Here is a 17,490-nt window from a genome sequence, read left to right on the forward strand (position 1 = left end):
TCAGGGTGCCATTGCCAGTGTGCTGATGCCGCCCTTGGCCACCACGGTCCCGGTGGCAATGCCGCCCGGTGCACCGCCTGGTGGCTCCAGCGTGACGGCCAGAATGGCCTCGTTGCTGAGCATGGGCATCAGCTGATCGGGAATCTGCGCGCGGCGTGCACGCTGGTCGTCGAAGGTCCCCATCGAATGCGCCTTGCCGTCCGGGGTGATCAGCCACAGCTCGGGCACCTTGTCGGCGGTGGCGGTGCGATCCAGCGGCGTCACCGTGATGGTGTGCTTGTCGGCATCCATCAAGGCGACATAGCCCGGGCGGCCGTCTTCGGTGGCCAGCGTGGAGGTCATCGCGAGACCGGTCGCAGGCGCGGTGGTGGCCGCAGGCGGGGTGACCGGTGTCTGTACCACCGTGTCGGTGCCCGGTGGCGGCTGCACCGCTGCCGGCGGCGTGCGCAGGTTCAACAGCGCCAGCACGCACACAGCGGCAGTGGCCAGGCCTGCGGCGCTTGTCCAGCGCCAGAACCGCACGCTGTTCCACACCGCTGGCTTGGGCGTGCCTGACGGTGGCGTTGCCGATGGCGCGGAGGCCACCGCATGCAACGGCGTGTCGAAGCCCAGCGTCTGGCGGATGCGTGCCCAGACCTGCCCGGGCGGCGTCACCGCGGCGATCTCGTCCAGCAACGGCGCCAGATGGTCCTGCCACTGCGTCACCGCCTGGGCGAACTGGCCGTCGGTGGCGACGCGTTGTTCGGCAGCCAGGCGCTGGTCGGCACTGAGCAGGCCCAGCACGTATTCGCCGGCCAGCACGTCGCGCGGCGGTTCCTGGTCGATGGGAAGGGGCGTGCTCATCGTTCCAGACATGCCTTGAGTTTGGCCAGGCCGCGGCGGATCCAGCTTTTGACCGTGCCGATCGGTGTGTCGGTGCGCGCGGCGAGTTCTTCGTAGGTAATGCCATCGAAGAACGCGGTGCGGATCAATTCGCTGCGCGGCGGCTCCAGCTCGGCCAGGCAATGGTCGATGCGGCGACGCGTGCTGGCGCGCTCGGTGCGCTCCAGCGGCGAGGCATCGCCGGCGCGCAGTTCGCCGGCATCGTCCAGCGCCACGTTGCGGCGTTGCGGCGCATTGGCGCGCAGATGGTCGATGGCCTTGTTGCGCGCGATCATCGCCAGCCAGGTGAGCCCGCGCGCACGGGCGGGATCGAACTGCCCGGCCTTGTGCCAGATCAGCGTGAACACGTCCTGCAGCACCTCTTCGGCTTCGGCGCGTTGCGGGATCATGCGTAGGCAGACTCCGAACAGTTTCGGCGAGGTCTGCCGGTACAGCGCTTCGAAGGCATGCCGGTCGCCGCCCGCGGTTGCGGTCAGCAGTCGTCCGGTTTCATCGTCGTCGTGGCCAGGGATGGCACTCATGCGGTCGGGCGTTTTCTGAGGTGGGGGCGATGCTACCGGACTGTGCTGACGCTGTCCTTCACTTGCGCTGGAACCACAGCAGCACGGCCGCGAGCAGCAGCAGGATCTCGACGCCCGCCAATGCCACCGTGGGTGTGGAGACCGGCCACAGGCGCGCCAGCGAGACGCTGCGGAACAGCACGATCGGCACATAGAACGCGAGTGCCACCAGCAGGCCGGTACGCGGTTGACCGATCCAGGCGAAGTAGCCGAACAGGAACGCCATGCCCAGCTGCAGGCCGCCATAGATGACCAGGTATTCCGATTGCCCGGCCGGCGAGAGCTGGGTGTAACCCACGGCATTGGCGGTCTTGGCCGGCGAGAGCGTGCACCAGACCGCCAGGACGACGTAGAGCACTGCGTTGATCCAGAGATAGGCCTTGGCCATGGCGATGCTCCTGCAGGGGAAAGGGCTGACCGGGCCGTTGTACGCAGCCGCGTGTGGTCGAACGTGAAGATGGCAGGTGTCTGGTTCACGGGGCGCTGCAGCTCTTGGCCAGCGGCTGCTCGCGCGCCTGGCGCAGTTCATCGGCGCCGACCGCACGCGCAGCGGTGTCCGGAAAAACGATGCGTACGTGCGGATAGCGGCCGCGCGCGTCGCGCAGGTTGCCCACGCCACGGAACTGCAGCAGGCGCTTGTCGGCGATCGCATAACGCACTTCGAGCGAGGGCACAGCCGCGCCGTACCAGGCATCCAGGCTGAGGCGAAACCGGCGCTCGCCGCCGGTATCGCCGATGCGCTCGACACGGAACGCCAGCTGGCGCTGCAGGCTGGGCAGCACGAAATCCACGCGTTGCGGTGCGCTGGCGAGTGCCTCCCAGTTGCTGCGCAGGTAGGCATCGAAGCCGGCATCGATCACGCGCGGGCCGTCGTCGGCCGGCAATGGCGTGCGCTGCTCGGCCTTGCCGGGCTGTTGCTGGAACATCTCGCGCACGCCGTCGCGTTGCCGCACGCCCTGGCGATAGCCGTCGCGGCCGTCGATCAGGCTGAAGTTCGGCGAGCTGCCGCCGCCATCGATCGACTTGCGCGCAAACGGGCGCCCGTCCGGGCAGCGATACAGCACCACGCGTCCGCCATTGTCGAGCAGCCAGTGCGACTCGCGATAGCGCAACGCGCCGCTGTCGCCATCGAAGGCATCGCCATCCACGCGGGTGACCGCAGCGGCACCCAGTGGCAGGCTGCCCAGCACCAGCGGCAACAACGGTGAAATCGGCCGGCAGACGCTGGCGAGCGCGGCAAGGGCGGCGGCGAGTGGACGCATCGGCGGATTCCTCGATGGGAGTGCCTACCAATACGAGCGCATCCGCAGCACGGATGCGCCGGACGCGTCAGGACGTTCCTGACGGGACGTCGTAATTGGAGGCCAGCGCCGCTGGTTTGTGGGAGCTGGGCGCTGCCGAGGCCCAGAACGCGGGTGCGTGCGCGGCACCGCCGATGCCGCACCGGTCGCGAGCGAGCAGTCAGGGCGACGGCGCAGCCTGGTGCGCAAGCCCAGCGGCGTACACGAAACCTGCCGGCTCAGGGTGCCGGCCGCAGGCACGCAAGCGTCGTGAGGGCACGCTTGGCGTGCAGACATCGTGGTGCATGTGGCACCGCCAATTCCGGGCGTAGCGTGCCTGGAACTTGCGCCATCGTCGGGCCAGCCATTTAGCTGCCTGCGCGCAGCGCGATGCAGTCCACCGGGCAGGCCGGCAGGCACAGCTCGCAACCGGTGCACAGCGCGGCGATCACCGTATGCATGTGCTTGGCGCCGCCGACGATGGCATCCACCGGGCAGGCCTGGATGCATTTGGTGCAGCCGATGCAGTCGGCCTCCACGATCCAGGCCACCTGCGGCGGCGTGTGGCTGCCACGGCTGCGGTCGTACGGGCGTGCCGGACGCTGCAGCACGTGCGCCAACGCGCGTGCCCCGGCGTCGCCGCCGGGCGGGCAGTGATCGACATCGGCCTGGCCGTTGGCCATGGCTTGCGCATACGGGCGACAGCCGTCATAGCCGCACTGGCCGCACTGGGTCTGCGGCAGCAGGCGGTCGAGGCGTTCGACCAGATCGGGCGATGAGGCGGGCGTTGCGATGTGCATGTCAGTGCAGCAGGTTGCCGCGATACCAGCGCCGCTGCGCCAGCGCCAGCATCGGCTTGTCCTCGCGGCTGTCGCCGTAGGCGTGGACGCATGCGTAGTGCGACAGGTCGTAGCGCAGGCGGATCTGCGCGGCCTTGTGCGGGCCGCAATCGCCGCCTGCGTAGCGCCCGCTCAGCACGCCGGCGTGGTGTTCCAGCTTGTTGCAGATCAACGACAGGCCATGCTGGGCGCACCACGGCTGCAGATACAGGTCCAGCGATGCCGACACCAGCACGACTTCATGCCCCTGTGCCTGGTGCCAGTCGATGCGTCGCATCATCTCGGTGCGCAGCACGCCCGGCAGTGCGCTGCGTGCGTAGTCCGCGCCGTGCGCACTCATCTCCTGCAGCGCGCGGCCGCTAAACACCTTGCGCGTCACGCGCGCACGCAGCGCGGCGGCGGCCACCATGCCCAGCCGATAGCCCAGCACCCACGGACCGATCTGCCACTTCGCCGTCGCCAGCTGCGCGGGCGTGGCCACCTTGCGCAGGAAGCGCGCATAGCTGTCGCAGGTGGTGATGGTGTGGTCGAAGTCGAACAGGGCCAGGTGCATGGGGGCGGGGAGTCGGGAGTGGGGATTGGTTGGAAGCGTGGTGTCTGTTCCTTCTCCCCTCGGGAGAAGGTGCCCCGCAGGGGCGGATGAGGGGTCGGGCCAGGCACGCGTGTCAGGTCTCCCTCAACAATCAGCTCAGGCTTTTACGAATCCCGAATCCCGATTCTCCAATCCCGCCCCAATCCCGCCTCACCGCACCGGCATCCCCGGCTGCGCGCCACCATCGGCATCCAGCAGCGCCAGCGCACCGCCGTCGAAGCCGGCCGACAGGATCATGCCTTCGCTGATGCCGAAGCGCATCTTGCGCGGGGCCAGGTTGGCGATGAACACCACGCTGCGGCCGACCAGCGCTTCCGGTTCGCCGTAGCTGGCGCGGATACCCGAGAAGATCTGCCGCTTGCCCAGCTCGCCGGCATCCAGTTCGAAGCGCAGCAACTTGTCCGAGCCTTCCACGAACTCGCACACCAGCACCTTGCCGATGCGCAGGTCGAGCTTGGCAAAGTCGTCCATGCCGATGAGGGCGGGATTGGAGATTGGGGAGTCGGGATTCGCAGCTGCGGCAGGCCTTGCGTCAGCCTTGGCCGCTGCAGGTTTGGCGGTGGTAGCCGGTGCAGCCGGTGCAGCGAGGGTGTCTTTGGAAGCGTCGGTCATGGCGTCGATCAATTTGGGGTCGATACGGGTGAACAGGGCGGTGTAGGGCTGGATCGTGTGCGAGGTCAGCGGGCGGATCACGTCTTCCCAGCTGGTCATCGGTGCGGAGAGGAAGGCTTCGGCCTCGGCACAGGTGCGCGGCAGGATCGGCTTGAGCGCGGCCACCAGGATCCGGAACAGGTTCAGGCCCTGCGTGCAGACCGCTTGCAGCTGCGCATCGGCGCCGTCCTGCTTGGCGATCACCCATGGCTTGGTGTCGTCGATGTACTTGTTGGCCTCGTCGGCCAGCGCCATGGTCTGGCGGATCGCACTGGCCGCATCGTTGCGTTCGTAGGCCTCGCGGATCGGCGCCAGCGCGGCGACGAAGCGCTCGTACTGTGCCGGGTCGGGCAGCGCGTCGGCCAGCTTGCCATCGAACCGCTTGCCGATGAAGCCGGCGCAGCGGCTGGCCAGGTTGACGAACTTGCCGACCAGATCCGCATTCACCCGCGCGATGAAATCGCCCAGGTTGAGGTCAAGATCGTCCACGCCGCCGGAGGACTTGGCCGCGAAGTAATAGCGCAGCGCCTCCGGCTCCAGGCCCACGTCCAGGAAGGTCCGCGCCATCACGAAGGTGCCGCGCGACTTGGACATCTTGGCGCCGTCCACGGTGAGGTAGCCGTTGACGTGCAGGCGTGTCGGCGCGCGGTGGCCGGTGCCGTGCAGCACCGCCGGCCAGAACAGGCCGTGGAAATTGACGATGTCCTTGCCGATGAAGTGATGCAGTTCGGTCTGCGTGCCGGCAACCAGATGCGCTTGGAAATCCTCGCCCATCTGCGCGCACAGCGTCTTGAAGCTGCACAGGTAGCCGATCGGCGCATCCAGCCACACGTAGAAATACTTGCCCGGCTGGCCGGGAATCTGGAAACCGAAATACGGCGCATCGCGCGAGATGTCCCAGGCGCGCAGGCCGCCCTCGGTGTCCAGCCATTCCTTGAGCTTGGCCTTGACCCCGGGCAGCGCCACATCGCCAGCCAGCCACTCGCGCAGGAAGCCGTCGAAATGGCCCACTTCGAAGAAGAAATGCTCCGAATCGCGCAACTCCGGCGTAGCGCCGGAGATCACCGACTTGGGCTCCTTCAGCTCGGTCGGTGCGTAAGTGGCGCCACAGACTTCGCAGTTGTCGCCGTACTGGTCGGCACTGCCGCAGTTGGGACAGATGCCCTTGATGTAGCGGTCCGGCAGGAACATGCCCTTGGCCGGGTCGTAGAACTGCGCCACCGAACGGCGGCTGATGTGGCCGGCGGCCTCGAGCCTGGTGTAGAAGGCTTCGGTGAGCGCGCGATTGACCGGCGAATTGGTCGAATCGTAATGGTCGAAGGTCACCCCGAACGCGGCAAAATCGCGCTCATGGCTGGCCTGGATGCTGGCGATGAAGGCCTCCGGGGTCACCCCGGCCTTCTCGGCGGCGAGCATGATCGGCGTGCCGTGGGTGTCGTCGGCGCAGACGAACCAGGTCTTGTCGCCGCGCAGCCGGCGCGCGCGCACCCAGATATCGGCCTGGATATAGCCGACCAGATGGCCAAGATGCAGCGGGCCGTTGGCGTAGGGCAGGGCGGTGGTGACGAGTGCGGTGCGGGTCATGGCAGGCGTGATGCGGGGGACACGCGATTATCGCACTAGTCGGGAATGGGGAGTCGGGAATGGGGAATCGGTTGACGCGGCCGGTTGCAGTGCGGCCGGTGCGCTTCGGTGCCTTGCCGGCGTCTGCATGCACGACGTCTGCCAGCGTCACTGCGTCCCTCGCGCACCGGTATCTCTGTCTGACAAACATAAAAAAGGCGCCCCGAAGGACGCCCGCTCTTACGATTCCCGATTCCCGATTACTCACGCACCCAGGTCTGGGTACGGCCCAGCGCTTCGATACCGACATAGCCGCGCATCTGCAGCTTCTTGCCGCCGTCGGTGAGGGTGATCTTGGACTTGTAGGTCTTGCCCTTGGCCGGGTCGAGCACCGAGCCGCCGCTCCATACCGCGGTGCCGTCGGGCTTGAGGCCCCACAGGATGGTCATGCCCTTGATCGGCTTGCCCTTGAGCGCGCCATCGCATTTGTCGCAGACCGGGTTCGGCCCTTTGGCGGACTGCAGGATCTCGACCACCTTGCCGCTCAGCGTGCCGTTGGCCGCCTGCTCGATCTGCACCACCGACTTGGGCTTGCCGGTTTCGTCGTCGATGGTGGTCCAGCGGCCCACCGGCGAGTCGGCGGCCTGGGCCAGCAGCGAGGCGGCGGCCAGCGGCAGGGCCAGCATCAGGGTCTTGAAGGTCTTGCGCATGGTTCCCCTCCCAGGGATTGCCGTGGCCACCGTCGGCGGCCTGATCGCGAATGTATACCGTGGAGTATGGTGCGGGAAAGACGCGCTGCGGAATGCGTTCATGCGCCGCCGTCGGCAGGCCTTGCCATGGCCTTGGCCAGTGACTGGAGCAGACGCGTAGCGCGGCCACGGCGTGCTGGCCGCAGCCGCGCATGCCCGCCGCGACCAACCCATCCTGCCGTGGGCCTCAGTTGCCCAGCAGGCTGATCCGCTTGCGATTGTCGTCCGGCACCCGGTCGATCAGCTTGTTGTCGGGGTCGAAGCCGGCTTCGATGGGCAGGGCGTCGACGGTCAGGGTAACGCTGGGCGTGGCGCTGGTGACGTGCTGCCGCTGCAGCGCCAGCACCGGCGCCGCTGCGTTCTTGCTGGCGGGCGCGCCGTAGATCCCGACCTCGATCCAGTCGTCCATCGGCACCGCATGTTCCTTGCCGCGGCCATCGGCCTGCAACTTGGCTGCCTGCGCCTGCACGGTCACATCGAAGCGTCCATCCGGGCGCTTGCGGGCCTGCGCGCTCACCACGCGGTTGTCGTAGAAGGTAATCTTTTCGAACAGGTCGGTGATCATTCCCTGCTGATCCGGGCGTGCCTCGGCACGGATGGCCTGCAGCAGTTCGGCCGAGGTGGTGTAAGGCGGTTGCTGAAACGCCTTGGCCTGCAGGAAGCGTTGCAACCCGCGATTGAGCGCCTGCTCGCCGATCTCCTCGCGCAGGCGATAGAACACCAGCGACCCCTTGCGGTAGTGGATGTACTGCTGGTTTTCCACCCGATACAGCGGCTGTTCGTCGACGGTTTCACCGCCGCGCCCTTCCAGATAGCGGTCCAGTTCGTACTTGAGGAAGCGGCGCATGTGCGCGCGCCCGTATTCGCGCTCCATCACCATCAGCGCCGAGTACTGCGCCAGCGATTCGGACAGCATCGTGGCGCCCTGCACATTCGCACCGATCACCTGATGCGCCCACCACTGGTGCGCCACTTCGTGCGCGGTGACGTAGAACACGTAGTCGATGTCGTCCTTGTCGCGCAGGTCGGCGATGAAACCGATCGATTCGGAGTAGGGGATGGTATTGGCGAACGACTGCGCAAACCCCGCATAGCCCGGGAACTCGATGATGCGCACCTGATGATGCTGGTACGGAGTGAAATTGGCCTCGTCATAGGCCAGCGATTTCTGCACGCCTTCGATCATGCGTTGCACGTTGTACGGGTGCTTGGGGTCGTAATAGATCTCGATCGGAATTTTGTTGTAGTAGGCCTTGCGCACCTGCCAGCGTGCCGACAGGTACGCATAGAAGTTGAGCATCGGCCGATCCATCACGTAGCGGAAGCAACGCCTGCCAGCCTGCCGGAATTGCTTCTGCAGATAGCCCGGTGCCAGCGCAATCTGGTCCGGTGCGGTGCAGATGGTGCTGGCGAAGCTGAGCCAGTCGGCATCGTCGCTGACGTAGGTATTGGCGCGTGCGGCCTGGTCTTCCAGTTTGGGCATGCGCGTCGGCTCGCCCAGACCACGCTTGCGGCGATCGTTGCGGTCGGTGATCTCGGTTTGGGTGTTGTAGCCGAACCAGGGCAAGACCTGGCTGTTGAAGAAGCTGCCGTTGGCGACCAGATCGGTCTGCGCCTGCCCGGCGGTAATGCCGTGCGGGTGCTGGTCCACGCGGAAGCGGAACACGCGCTCTTGGCCAGGTTGCAGCGGGCGCTGCAGGCGATAGATGCGGTAGCCGGCCGGAATGTCGTGGGTGATCAGCGTCTGCCCGCCCAGATCCACCTTGACCAGACTACGGTCGCCAGTGCGCCCCTGCATGCCGATATGCACCTCGCTGATCGGCGCGCTGTGGGAATTGCGCACGGTCCAGGTGGCATCGATGACGGCCGACTGCGTTTCCGGATGCAGGTCGACATGGTTGTCCACGGCAATGATGCGCGGCTGTGGCAGGTCCTTGTACTTGCGGTAATCGCGCTCGTAGCGTGCCTGCAGGTCCAGCTGCTGCTCCGGCGACAGGAACCTGTTATAGACGTTGGTATTCCAGTACAGCCAGCCGCCAATCGTTGCAAAGCCAAGCAGGCTCACCGCCAATGCCGCGCCGGTGGGGCTGCGCAGGCGCTGCGATGCCAGGCGCAGCCGCTGACGCAGTCCATGGCCGACGCCACGCGGCCACAACGCCGAGGACAGCAGCAACAAGGCCAGCAGGAACACGCCCCAATAGCCCTGGAACCACAACTGCCCGGGCAGGAAGTGGCCGAAGCCATTCATGTCCGAATACGGCGCGTTGGGCCAGCCTCCGAAGTTGTACAGATTCTGCGTGTAGTCGAGCAGCGACAACGCCGATTGCCCGATCAATACCAGCATCAACAATGCATAGCCGACGAACTTGTTGTTGCTCAAGACCTGCAGCACCAGGGCCATGCCACCCATCAGCACATACAGCACCGAGCCAAGCGCCAGGGTCTTGAGATACAGCAGCGGCTCGATCGTGGTGTAGCCACGGCCAAGTTGCAGCGCGATCGAGGTCAACGCGCCGGCGAGCTGGAAGCTGGCGATCACCGCCAGCAAGGCGACGAACTTGCCGAGCAGCGGAACCCAGTCCGGCACCGGCATGGCATCGGTGATGCCGTCGATGCGGTTGCTGCGTTCCTTCCACACCAGTTCGCCGGCATAGAACAGCACCACGATGATCAGCAGAAAGCTGTAGCTGTTCTGCAGCGCTTGCAGCATCAACGAGGTGACCGGCAGCACGGCGGTGCCGTACATGCGCGCATTGAACAATGCGGTGGGGATGAAGTTGGCCAGGCCCAACGTCAGCAGCACCACGAACGGCGCGCTGCGTAGCACACCGAGCGTATCGAAACGGATCTGGCGCAGCAGTTGCCGGAAGGCGGTGCTGGCCGCGAAGGCGGGCGTCACGCTGAGGCGGGTGGTGTTGACGCGCACGCTGGCTGCCTGCGCGCTGGAGGATGCAACAGGCATCGCGCCGCGACGACGACGCGTGCCGCTGCGTTCGGTGCGGAACAGTGCAAAGGTCGCGGCGAACAATACACCGCTCATGCCCAGCCACAGGGCGCGATTGGCGAGCAGGTAGCCCGTCAATGCGGGAAGTTGCAGGTTGCGTTGTTCCGCCGACCAGTAGCGCAGCGTTTGCGACAGTGCGCGGATGCCGAGTGGATCGGACAGGGTTGCAACCCAGACGTTGTCCAGGTCCGATAGCAGCGCCCGGCTCACGCCATACAGCACGAAAAACACGATGACGCCGATGTAGACCCACAGGATGCTACGGGTGGTGACCGCCAGCACCGACAGCAGCGCGGTGGTGAACAGCAGGTTGGGCAGCACCAGCACCAGCAGCGACCATAGGTACGGCAGCAGCGCGACCGGCCCGAGCCGCGCCTGGTCGATCCATGGCATGAACTGCGCCACAAACATGCCCAGCGCGATCACCAGATACATCACCGTGCCGGCGATCAGCGCTGCAGCGATGCGGCCTGCCAGGTAATCGCGGCGGCGCACCGGTGTGGAAAACACCAGCTCCGCGGTGCCCAGCTCGAAATCGCGCAGCAACGCGTTGCTGACGAACAGTGCAGCCACCAGCAGGCCGAGCAGGCTGAAAATCGCCAGCACGCTGGCAATCACGGTTGGCGCGTTGCGCAGTACGTTGCCGATGCCACCACCGATCTGTACGGCATCGCTGGAGAGTGCAGCGAAGGCGAGCAACGCGTAGAGCGCGGCCAGCAGCCACAGGAAGGGCGAGCGCAGTTGTTCGCGCAGCTCAAAGCGCAGGAACGCCAGGATCATCGCCGCGCTCCGTCAGGCAGCCAACGCTTGCTTGCGCAGGCGCTGGAAATAGACATCCTCAAGATCTGGAGCGACCTGTTCGAAACCCGGTTCCGGGCAGTCCGCACTGAACACGTGGATCACCGGATGGCCGGCGATCAGGCGCGTGGACAGCACGGTGAAGCGCGTTTCGTAATCGGGCAAGCTGTTCTTGCTGACCTGTTTGCGCCAGACCTGCTGGTTGAGCATGTCGATCGCATCGGCCGGCCGCCCGGTCAGCAACACCTGCCCCTTGTTCATGATGGCCATCGTCGGGCACAGGTCGGTGACGTCTTCGACGATGTGGGTGGACAGGATCACCACCACGTTCTCGCCGATCTCGGCCAGCAGATTGAGGAAGCGGTTGCGCTCTTCCGGATCCAGCCCGGCGGTCGGCTCGTCGACGATGACCAGCTGCGGGTTGCCCAGCAGCGCCTGCGCGATACCGAAGCGCTGGCGCATGCCGCCGGAATAGGTGCCGAGCTTGCGCTTGCGCGCATCCCACAGATTGACCTGCTGCAGCAGGCGTTCGACCACTTGCTTGCGCTGTGCACGGTTGGTCAGTCCCTTGAGCACGGCGAAATGATCGAGCAGGTCCAGCGCGCTGACTTTCGGGTACACGCCGAAATCCTGCGGCAGATAGCCCAACCGGCGCCGCAGCAGGTCCTTGTCCTTGAGCACGTCGATGCTGCTGCCGTCGGCACCGGTCAGCGTCACGCTGCCCGAGTCCGGCTCCTGCAGTGTGGCGAGCGTGCGCATCAGCGAGGACTTGCCGGCGCCGTTGGGGCCGAGCAACCCGAACATGCCGCGGGGAATGTCGAGCGTGACGTCTTGCAGCGCATGCACGCCATTGGCGTAGGTCTTGGACAGCGCACGGATCTGCAGCATGGACGGTTCCTGTGTCCTGGGGTGGCTCGATCTTCACGGCGTTACCGCAGTGCCGCATCTGCCGAAAGTCACAAAGACGATCAGCCATGCCCCTACGACGAGCCCCAGTGGCAGATGTGACCGACCCTGCCGGGTCTGTCGTGCTCAACCGACCTCGCTCAACCGACCTCGTACAGCTCCAGCGGCAGGTCATCCGGGTCGGCGAAGAAGGTGAAGCGGCGGCCGGTGTACTCGTCGATGCGGATGTCTTCGGTGGCCACGCCGTGTGCAGTGAGATGCGCCACGGCCGCGTCCAGATCCTCGACGCGGAAGGCGAGATGGCGCAGGCCGCGTGCTTCCGGGCGGCTGGGGCGCAGCGGTGCGGCGGGGAACGAAAACAGCTCGATCTGGCCGCCATCGGGCAGTGCCAGGTCCAGCTTCCAGGAGTCGCGCGCCTGCCGGTAATGCTCGTCGAGCACGCGCAGGCCCAGGATGTCGCAGTAGAACCGTTTGGACACCGCGTAGTCGCCGGCGATGATCGCCACATGGTGGATGCCGGCGAGCTTCATGCGGCACCTCGCAAGCGCCGTGGCATCTGGTGCGACGTGTCGAAACTGTCGGCGAGCGCCGATGCATTGCGCGCAGCGGCGGTGCCACGCGGTGCGCGTGCGGGCAACACCGCGCTGGTCGAGCGAGACGTCTTTGCATGCATGGGTGGTTGCAGGACGTGCGGCATGGCGAGCTTCCAGGTGAGCAGTGCGCAAGCATACCCGCGGGCCCTGGCGCGCTGGTGCAGCGTCACAGCTTGCCATCGCATGGCTGTGCTCGCCTGGCTGCGCATGGCAGGATGCGTGGCCACCGATCAGATACGCCGATGCCCGAACCGTCGTCCACCGCCGCACCGCAATTCCAGCGCAGCATGCAGGTGCGCCACCTGGTGATGTTGTCGCTGGGTGGCGTGATCGGCACCGGCCTGTTCTTCAATACCGGCTACATCATCGCCAGCACCGGCGCGCTCGGCACGGTGATCGCCTATCTGCTCGGCGCGCTGGTGGTGTATCTGGTGATGCAGTGCCTGGGCGAGCTGGCGGTGGCGATGCCGCAGACCGGCGCCTTCCATGTGTATGCCGCGCGTTATCTCGGCCCGGCCACCGGCTACGTGGTGGCGTGGCTGTACTGGCTCACCTGGACGGTGGCGCTGGGATCGAGCCTGACTGCAGCGGCGTTCTGCATGCAGTACTGGTTCCCGCACACACCGGCATGGCCGTGGTGTCTGCTGTTCTGCGCGCTGATCTTCGGCCTGAACACGGTGTCGGCGCGCTGGTTTGCCGAAGGCGAATTCTGGTTCTCGCTGATCAAGGTGATCACGATCGTGCTGTTCATCGCGCTTGGCGGCGCGGCGGTGATCGGCGTGCTGCCGTTGGCCGATGGGTCGCCGGCACCCGGATTGCGCCACCTGCGCGCCGACGGCTGGTTTGCGCAAGGCACGCTGCCGATCCTGATGACGATGGTGGCGGTGAACTTCGCCTTTTCCGGCACCGAGTTGATCGGCGTGGCCGCTGGCGAAACCGCGCAGCCGGCGCGTGCGATTCCGCTGGCGATCCGCACCGCGCTGGTGCGGCTGGTGGTGTTGTTCGTCGGCACCGTGCTGGTGCTGGCCGCGCTGCTGCCGGCCGGGCAGGCGGCCGTGGACACCAGCCCGTTCGTGCGCGCGTTCGCGTTGCTGGGCATCCCGTATGCGGCCGATGTGTTGAACGCGGTGATCCTCACCGCGATCCTGTCGGCGGCCAATTCCGGCCTGTATGCCGCTGCGCGCATGCTGTGGTCGCTGGCCAACGAGGGCACGCTGCCGGCGCGGCTGGCAGGCCTGACCCGGCGCGGCATCCCGTTGCCGGCCCTGATACTGAGCATGCTGGGCGGCCTGTTGGCGCTGCTCACCGGCGTCTACGCGGCCGACACCGTGTTCGTGGCGATTTCGGCGGTGTCCGGCTTTGCGGTGGTGGTGGTGTGGCTGAGCATCTGCGCCTCGCACTACCGTTTCCGTCGCCAGTTGCTGCGCGACGGCATCGCGCCGGAGAGCCTGGCCTATCGCGCACCGTGGTATCCGTGGACACCGGTCTTAGGATTTTCGCTGTGTCTGCTGGCCTGCATCGGGCTGGCATTCGATCCGCAGCAGCGCATTGCGCTGTGGTGCGGCATCCCGTTTGTGGCGCTGTGCTACGGCGCCTACGCATTCACCCAATGGCTTGCGAGCAGGAGGCAACCCGCATGACGATTCTTCCGCGCCAGCCGCGCGCCGGTGCGCCGTTCAGCCAGGCGCTGCAGCAGGACGGCTACGTGCTGCTGGATGGCGCGCTCGCCACCGAACTGGAGCAGCGCGGCTGCGATCTCAACGATGCGCTGTGGTCGGCGCGCGTGCTGATGGAGCAGCCGGAGCTGATCTATCAGGTGCACCGCGACTATTTCGCTGCCGGCGCGCAATGCGCCATCACCGCCAGCTACCAGGCCACGCCGCTGGGCTTTGCCGCGCGCGGGCTGGACCTGGCGCAATCGCAGGCGCTGATCGCACGCAGCGTGGCCCTGGCCGCGCAGGCGCGTGCCGATCATCTGCAGGCGCAACCGCAGCACGCGCCGTTATGGGTGGCCGGGTCGGTCGGGCCGTACGGCGCCTACCTGGCCGACGGCTCGGAATACCGCGGCGACTACGCCCTGCCGCTGGTGCAACTGATGGACTTCCATCGCCCGCGCATCGCCGCGTTGGCCGAGGCGGGGGTGGATGTGCTGGCTTGCGAGACGCTGCCGTCGGCCAACGAGATCGTCGCGCTGCGCCTGCTGCTGGAGGAGTTCCCGCAGCTGCATGCGTGGTTCTCGTTCACCCTGCGCGATGCGGCACATTTGAGCGATGGCACCGCGCTGGCGCAGGTCGTGCCCGCGCTGGATGCCTGCGCGCAGGTGATCGCGGTGGGCATCAACTGCATCGCGCTGGAGCAGGTCACCGCCGCGTTGCAGACATTGTCCGCGCTGACGGCGCTGCCGCTGGTGGTGTACCCCAATTCCGGCGAGCACTACGATGCCGGCGCAAAACAGTGGCATGCCGGCAGCACGACCGCCTGCACCCTGGCCGACCGGCATGCGCAGTGGCTGGCGGCCGGTGCGCGGCTGATCGGCGGTTGCTGCCGCACCACACCGCGCGACATCGCCGCGCTGGCGCGTGCGCGGGTGGCGGGCTGAGCTGCCTCAGCCCTTCTGCGTGGCGATCCAGCGCTGGATCTTGTCCTGCAGGATATCCAGCGGCACCGAGCCGTCCTTGAGCACTTCGGTGTGGAAGGCGCGCACATCGAAGCGTGGGCCCAGCTCGCGTTGCGCCTGCTCGCGCAACTGCGCGATCTTCATCTCGCCGACCTTGTACGCCAACGCCTGGCCGGGGATGGCCATGTAGCGGTCCACCTCGGCCTCGGCATCGGTGCGGGTCATGGCCGAGTTGTTGAGCATGTAGTCGATCGCCTGGGTGCGGGTCCAGCCCTTGCTGTGCAGGCCGGTGTCGGTGACCAGGCGAATCGCGCGCCACAACGCATTCTGCAGATAGCCGTAGTAGTTGTACGGGTCCTGGTACAGGCCCAGTTCGCGGCCCAGCGATTCGGCATACAACCCCCAGCCCTCGATATAGGCGGTCTCGCCGCCCAGGCGGCGGAACTTGGGCAGGTCGGTCAGCTGCTGCTGCAGCCCGAGCTGGAAATGGTGGCCGGGGATGGCCTCGTGCAGATACAGGCTCTCGGTCTCCCAGGTCCGGCGCGTGTCCAGGTCGGAGGTATTGACGTAGAACACGCCCGGGGTGCTGCCGTCGCCGCTGGGACGCATGTACGAGCCGCTGGCGGCCGACTGCGCACGCTGCGGTTCCACCACGCGCACTTCCAGCGCCGGCATGCCCTGCACATTGAACAGGCGCGGCACCGCCATCTGCACGCGTCCCTGCAGGCCACGGTAGTAGCCCAGCAGTTCGGTCTCGTTGCGGAACGCGAAGCGCCTGTCGGTCTGCATGAACTTGTAGAACCTGGGCAGGTTGCCGCGGAACCTGACCTGCTTGGCCAGCGCGGCGATCTCTGCCTGCAGGCGCGCGACCTCGTCCAGCCCGATCTGATGGATCTGCTCCGGGGTCAGCTCGGAGGTGGTGCTCTGGCGCACGTCGTAGGCGTACCAGGCCGCGCCATTGGGCAGCGCGGTCAGGCCGTCGGTGTCGCGGCAGGCCGGCAGGTACTCGGTGGCGATGAAGCCGCGCAGGGCGCGGTACGCCGGCATGATCCGCACTTCGATCAGCCGCTTGTACTCGGCGGTGATGCGCTGCTTGTCGGCCTCGGGCATGTCTGCCGGCAGGTTGCGTACCGGGCCCCAGAACAGGCTGTCTTCGGCATTGCGCGCGATGATCGCGTCCAGCTGCGGCAGCACCTTCTGCATCAGCACCTTCGGCTGCACCACACCGGCCTGCATGCCGGCGCGCATGTTGGTGATGGCCTGGTCGAACAGGTCCGGGATGCCGACCGCACGCCGCGACCAGTTGTCGTAGTCCTTGACCGTCTTGAACGGCTGCGCGCCGGTGCCCGAGCCCAGCACCACCGCGATGCTGGCGATGTTGTAGAACTGGTTGATCGGCAGCATCCAGCTGGGGAACTGCTCGGCCGCCAGTGCGCTGCGCGCATCGCGCACGAAGATCTGGTAGCTCAGCAGGTCCTGCCCGCTCAGGCCGTCCGGTCCCAGCGCCTCGGCCTTGCCCAGCCACAGCACGGTGAAGTCGTGCGACTGCTGGCGGAACGCCGGCGACAGGAAGTTCGGTAGCTGGTCGTTGTAGCGGCTCTCGCCCTGGAAGGTGGCCTGCAGCGGGTTGAGCTTGAGCGAGGCATCCCAGTACTGGTCGTAGAGCAGGTTGAGCTGCTGCGCCTTGGTCAGCACCACCGGTGCGGCCACGGCACGCGGCCTGGGCTTGGCGGCTTTGCCACCCTTGGCGGCCTTGGTGGTCTTGGCCGCCGGCTTGGCGGTCTTCTTGCCCTTGCTCGCCTTGGCGCGGGTTTGCGTGGTCTGTGCCTTGCCGGTCTTCTTCTTGGCCGCATCGGCGTGCGCTGCCACCGACAGGCTCAGCACGGCGGCCAGGGCCAGGGACAGCAGGCGGGAAAAGCTGAGGGGCATTACCGGCTCCGGGAACAAGCGAGCGGGGAGCTTGCCCGATCCGCACCGTTCCGGCCACCCATCCGGCACACGTGGGGCGCCTGGAATTCATGAAGCCCGCTGCGCACGCCTGCAGCACGCAGGCATGTTGCAGTGCGATAGGCTTGCGCAGATGTCACGGGACGAATCGACATAGACCCTGTAGAGCAGAGACGCCACCCCGGCCAGATGCAATGCACGGCCGAGCAGCGGCCGGCGCAGCAGCACCTGCTGCAGTCCCATGCCCACCCACAACGGCAGCGCGACGAGCCGACGGTGGCGCCGATCACATGGCCGTGCCCGGCACGCGCGCCGGTGCCCAGCGCGACCAGGTTGACCGGCCCGGGCAAAATCGAGCACACCAGCGCGAAGCTGGCCATTGCGACAAGATGGTCCATGGCGCGGAGTCCGTCGCGGGGCGCAACAGCATGGCCAGCGACCGCGGCGACGGATTGAACAAAATTTCGATGGGCGGTCGCTGCGGGCGTTGCGTGATCGGCAGACACAGC

At 66.7% G+C, this 17,490-nt stretch carries 14 protein-coding genes; 2 read left to right on the forward strand and 12 right to left on the reverse strand.

The features are described from left to right. The 11 genes from XarbCFBP7408_RS03620 to gloA2 all read right to left on the reverse strand — a co-directional run bounded on the left by XarbCFBP7408_RS03620 (position 1) and on the right by gloA2 (position 12,354). Positions 1 to 843: an anti-sigma factor gene (locus tag XarbCFBP7408_RS03620; protein WP_181106189.1), complete on the reverse strand. Its 843-nt coding sequence runs from the start codon at positions 841 to 843 to the stop codon at positions 1 to 3. Next, positions 840 to 1,403, reverse strand: coding sequence for a sigma-70 family RNA polymerase sigma factor (locus XarbCFBP7408_RS03625; protein ID WP_024940529.1), 564 nt, complete (start codon positions 1,401 to 1,403; stop codon positions 840 to 842). Before XarbCFBP7408_RS03625 ends, XarbCFBP7408_RS03620 begins: the two co-directional genes overlap by 4 nt. A 58-nt stretch (positions 1,404 to 1,461) precedes the next feature. Further along, positions 1,462 to 1,830, reverse strand: coding sequence for a DUF4345 domain-containing protein (locus XarbCFBP7408_RS03630; protein ID WP_104561466.1), 369 nt, complete (start codon positions 1,828 to 1,830; stop codon positions 1,462 to 1,464). 85 nt (positions 1,831 to 1,915) lie between these two features. Next, on the reverse strand, positions 1,916 to 2,704 hold the full coding sequence (locus XarbCFBP7408_RS03635) for a hypothetical protein (protein ID WP_104561468.1): 789 nt from the start codon (positions 2,702 to 2,704) through the stop codon (positions 1,916 to 1,918). Positions 2,705 to 3,090: 386 nt separating this feature from the next. After that, positions 3,091 to 3,522 (reverse strand): Rnf electron transport complex subunit RnfB, encoded by a 432-nt coding sequence (gene rnfB, locus XarbCFBP7408_RS03640; RefSeq protein ID WP_104561470.1) that lies wholly within the window; start codon positions 3,520 to 3,522, stop codon positions 3,091 to 3,093. Between the two features lies 1 nt (position 3,523). Next, positions 3,524 to 4,114 (reverse strand): HAD family hydrolase, encoded by a 591-nt coding sequence (locus XarbCFBP7408_RS03645; protein WP_104561472.1) that lies wholly within the window; start codon positions 4,112 to 4,114, stop codon positions 3,524 to 3,526. A gap of 189 nt (positions 4,115 to 4,303) precedes the next feature. Further along, complete coding sequence (gene metG / locus XarbCFBP7408_RS03650) at positions 4,304 to 6,388, reverse strand: methionine--tRNA ligase (protein WP_104561474.1); 2,085 nt, start codon at positions 6,386 to 6,388, stop codon at positions 4,304 to 4,306. 239 nt (positions 6,389 to 6,627) lie between these two features. Next, positions 6,628 to 7,077, reverse strand: a complete 450-nt coding sequence (locus tag XarbCFBP7408_RS03655; RefSeq protein WP_104561476.1) for a DUF2147 domain-containing protein — start codon at positions 7,075 to 7,077, stop codon at positions 6,628 to 6,630. A gap of 226 nt (positions 7,078 to 7,303) precedes the next feature. Then, a complete protein-coding gene (locus tag XarbCFBP7408_RS03660; RefSeq protein WP_104561478.1) occupies positions 7,304 to 10,900 on the reverse strand; it encodes an ABC transporter permease/M1 family aminopeptidase in 3,597 nt (1,198 codons plus the stop codon). 12 nt (positions 10,901 to 10,912) lie between these two features. Continuing rightward, complete coding sequence (locus XarbCFBP7408_RS03665) at positions 10,913 to 11,806, reverse strand: ABC transporter ATP-binding protein (RefSeq protein ID WP_104561480.1); 894 nt, start codon at positions 11,804 to 11,806, stop codon at positions 10,913 to 10,915. Between the two features lie 158 nt (positions 11,807 to 11,964). Beyond that, entirely contained in the window at positions 11,965 to 12,354 is a 390-nt protein-coding gene (gene gloA2, locus XarbCFBP7408_RS03670; RefSeq protein ID WP_104561482.1) for an SMU1112c/YaeR family gloxylase I-like metalloprotein, read from the reverse strand. A gap of 305 nt (positions 12,355 to 12,659) precedes the next feature. On the opposite strand from gloA2, the gene mmuP reads away from it, so the two are divergent. Together mmuP and mmuM are read left to right on the forward strand one after the other, a co-directional pair. Next, positions 12,660 to 14,057, forward strand: a complete 1,398-nt coding sequence (gene mmuP / locus XarbCFBP7408_RS03680; protein WP_104561486.1) for an S-methylmethionine permease — start codon at positions 12,660 to 12,662, stop codon at positions 14,055 to 14,057. Continuing rightward, a complete protein-coding gene (gene mmuM, locus XarbCFBP7408_RS03685) occupies positions 14,054 to 15,016 on the forward strand; it encodes a homocysteine S-methyltransferase (RefSeq protein ID WP_104561488.1) in 963 nt (320 codons plus the stop codon). The genes mmuP and mmuM overlap by 4 nt, the downstream gene beginning before the upstream one ends. A gap of 6 nt (positions 15,017 to 15,022) precedes the next feature. On the opposite strand, the gene XarbCFBP7408_RS03690 is transcribed toward mmuM, so the two are convergent. Next, a complete protein-coding gene (locus tag XarbCFBP7408_RS03690) occupies positions 15,023 to 16,963 on the reverse strand; it encodes a DUF885 domain-containing protein (protein WP_104561490.1) in 1,941 nt (646 codons plus the stop codon). Between the last annotated feature and the right edge of the window lie 527 nt (positions 16,964 to 17,490).

Source organism: Xanthomonas arboricola pv. guizotiae, assembly GCF_002940205.1.
In the GTDB taxonomy this organism is placed as follows: domain Bacteria; phylum Pseudomonadota; class Gammaproteobacteria; order Xanthomonadales; family Xanthomonadaceae; genus Xanthomonas; species Xanthomonas arboricola_C.

Bases quoted from the DNA above. Each gene is read 5' to 3' on its own strand.
- XarbCFBP7408_RS03665 (WP_104561480.1), bottom strand. From the start codon at position 11,806: ATGCTGCAGATCCGTGCGCTGTCCAAGACCTACGCCAATGGCGTGCAT.
- mmuM (WP_104561488.1), top strand. From the start codon at position 14,054: ATGACGATTCTTCCGCGCCAGCCGCGCGCCGGTGCGCCGTTCAGCCAG.
- rnfB (WP_104561470.1), bottom strand. From the start codon at position 3,522: ATGCACATCGCAACGCCCGCCTCATCGCCCGATCTGGTCGAACGCCTC.
- XarbCFBP7408_RS03635 (WP_104561468.1), bottom strand. From the start codon at position 2,704: ATGCGTCCACTCGCCGCCGCCCTTGCCGCGCTCGCCAGCGTCTGCCGG.
- XarbCFBP7408_RS03690 (WP_104561490.1), bottom strand. From the start codon at position 16,963: ATGCCCCTCAGCTTTTCCCGCCTGCTGTCCCTGGCCCTGGCCGCCGTG.
- XarbCFBP7408_RS03630 (WP_104561466.1), bottom strand. From the start codon at position 1,830: ATGGCCAAGGCCTATCTCTGGATCAACGCAGTGCTCTACGTCGTCCTG.
- gloA2 (WP_104561482.1), bottom strand. From the start codon at position 12,354: ATGAAGCTCGCCGGCATCCACCATGTGGCGATCATCGCCGGCGACTAC.
- XarbCFBP7408_RS03660 (WP_104561478.1), bottom strand. From the start codon at position 10,900: ATGATCCTGGCGTTCCTGCGCTTTGAGCTGCGCGAACAACTGCGCTCG.
- XarbCFBP7408_RS03620 (WP_181106189.1), bottom strand. From the start codon at position 843: ATGAGCACGCCCCTTCCCATCGACCAGGAACCGCCGCGCGACGTGCTG.
- mmuP (WP_104561486.1), top strand. From the start codon at position 12,660: ATGCCCGAACCGTCGTCCACCGCCGCACCGCAATTCCAGCGCAGCATG.
- XarbCFBP7408_RS03655 (WP_104561476.1), bottom strand. From the start codon at position 7,077: ATGCGCAAGACCTTCAAGACCCTGATGCTGGCCCTGCCGCTGGCCGCC.
- XarbCFBP7408_RS03645 (WP_104561472.1), bottom strand. From the start codon at position 4,114: ATGCACCTGGCCCTGTTCGACTTCGACCACACCATCACCACCTGCGAC.
- XarbCFBP7408_RS03625 (WP_024940529.1), bottom strand. From the start codon at position 1,403: ATGAGTGCCATCCCTGGCCACGACGACGATGAAACCGGACGACTGCTG.
- metG (WP_104561474.1), bottom strand. From the start codon at position 6,388: ATGACCCGCACCGCACTCGTCACCACCGCCCTGCCCTACGCCAACGGC.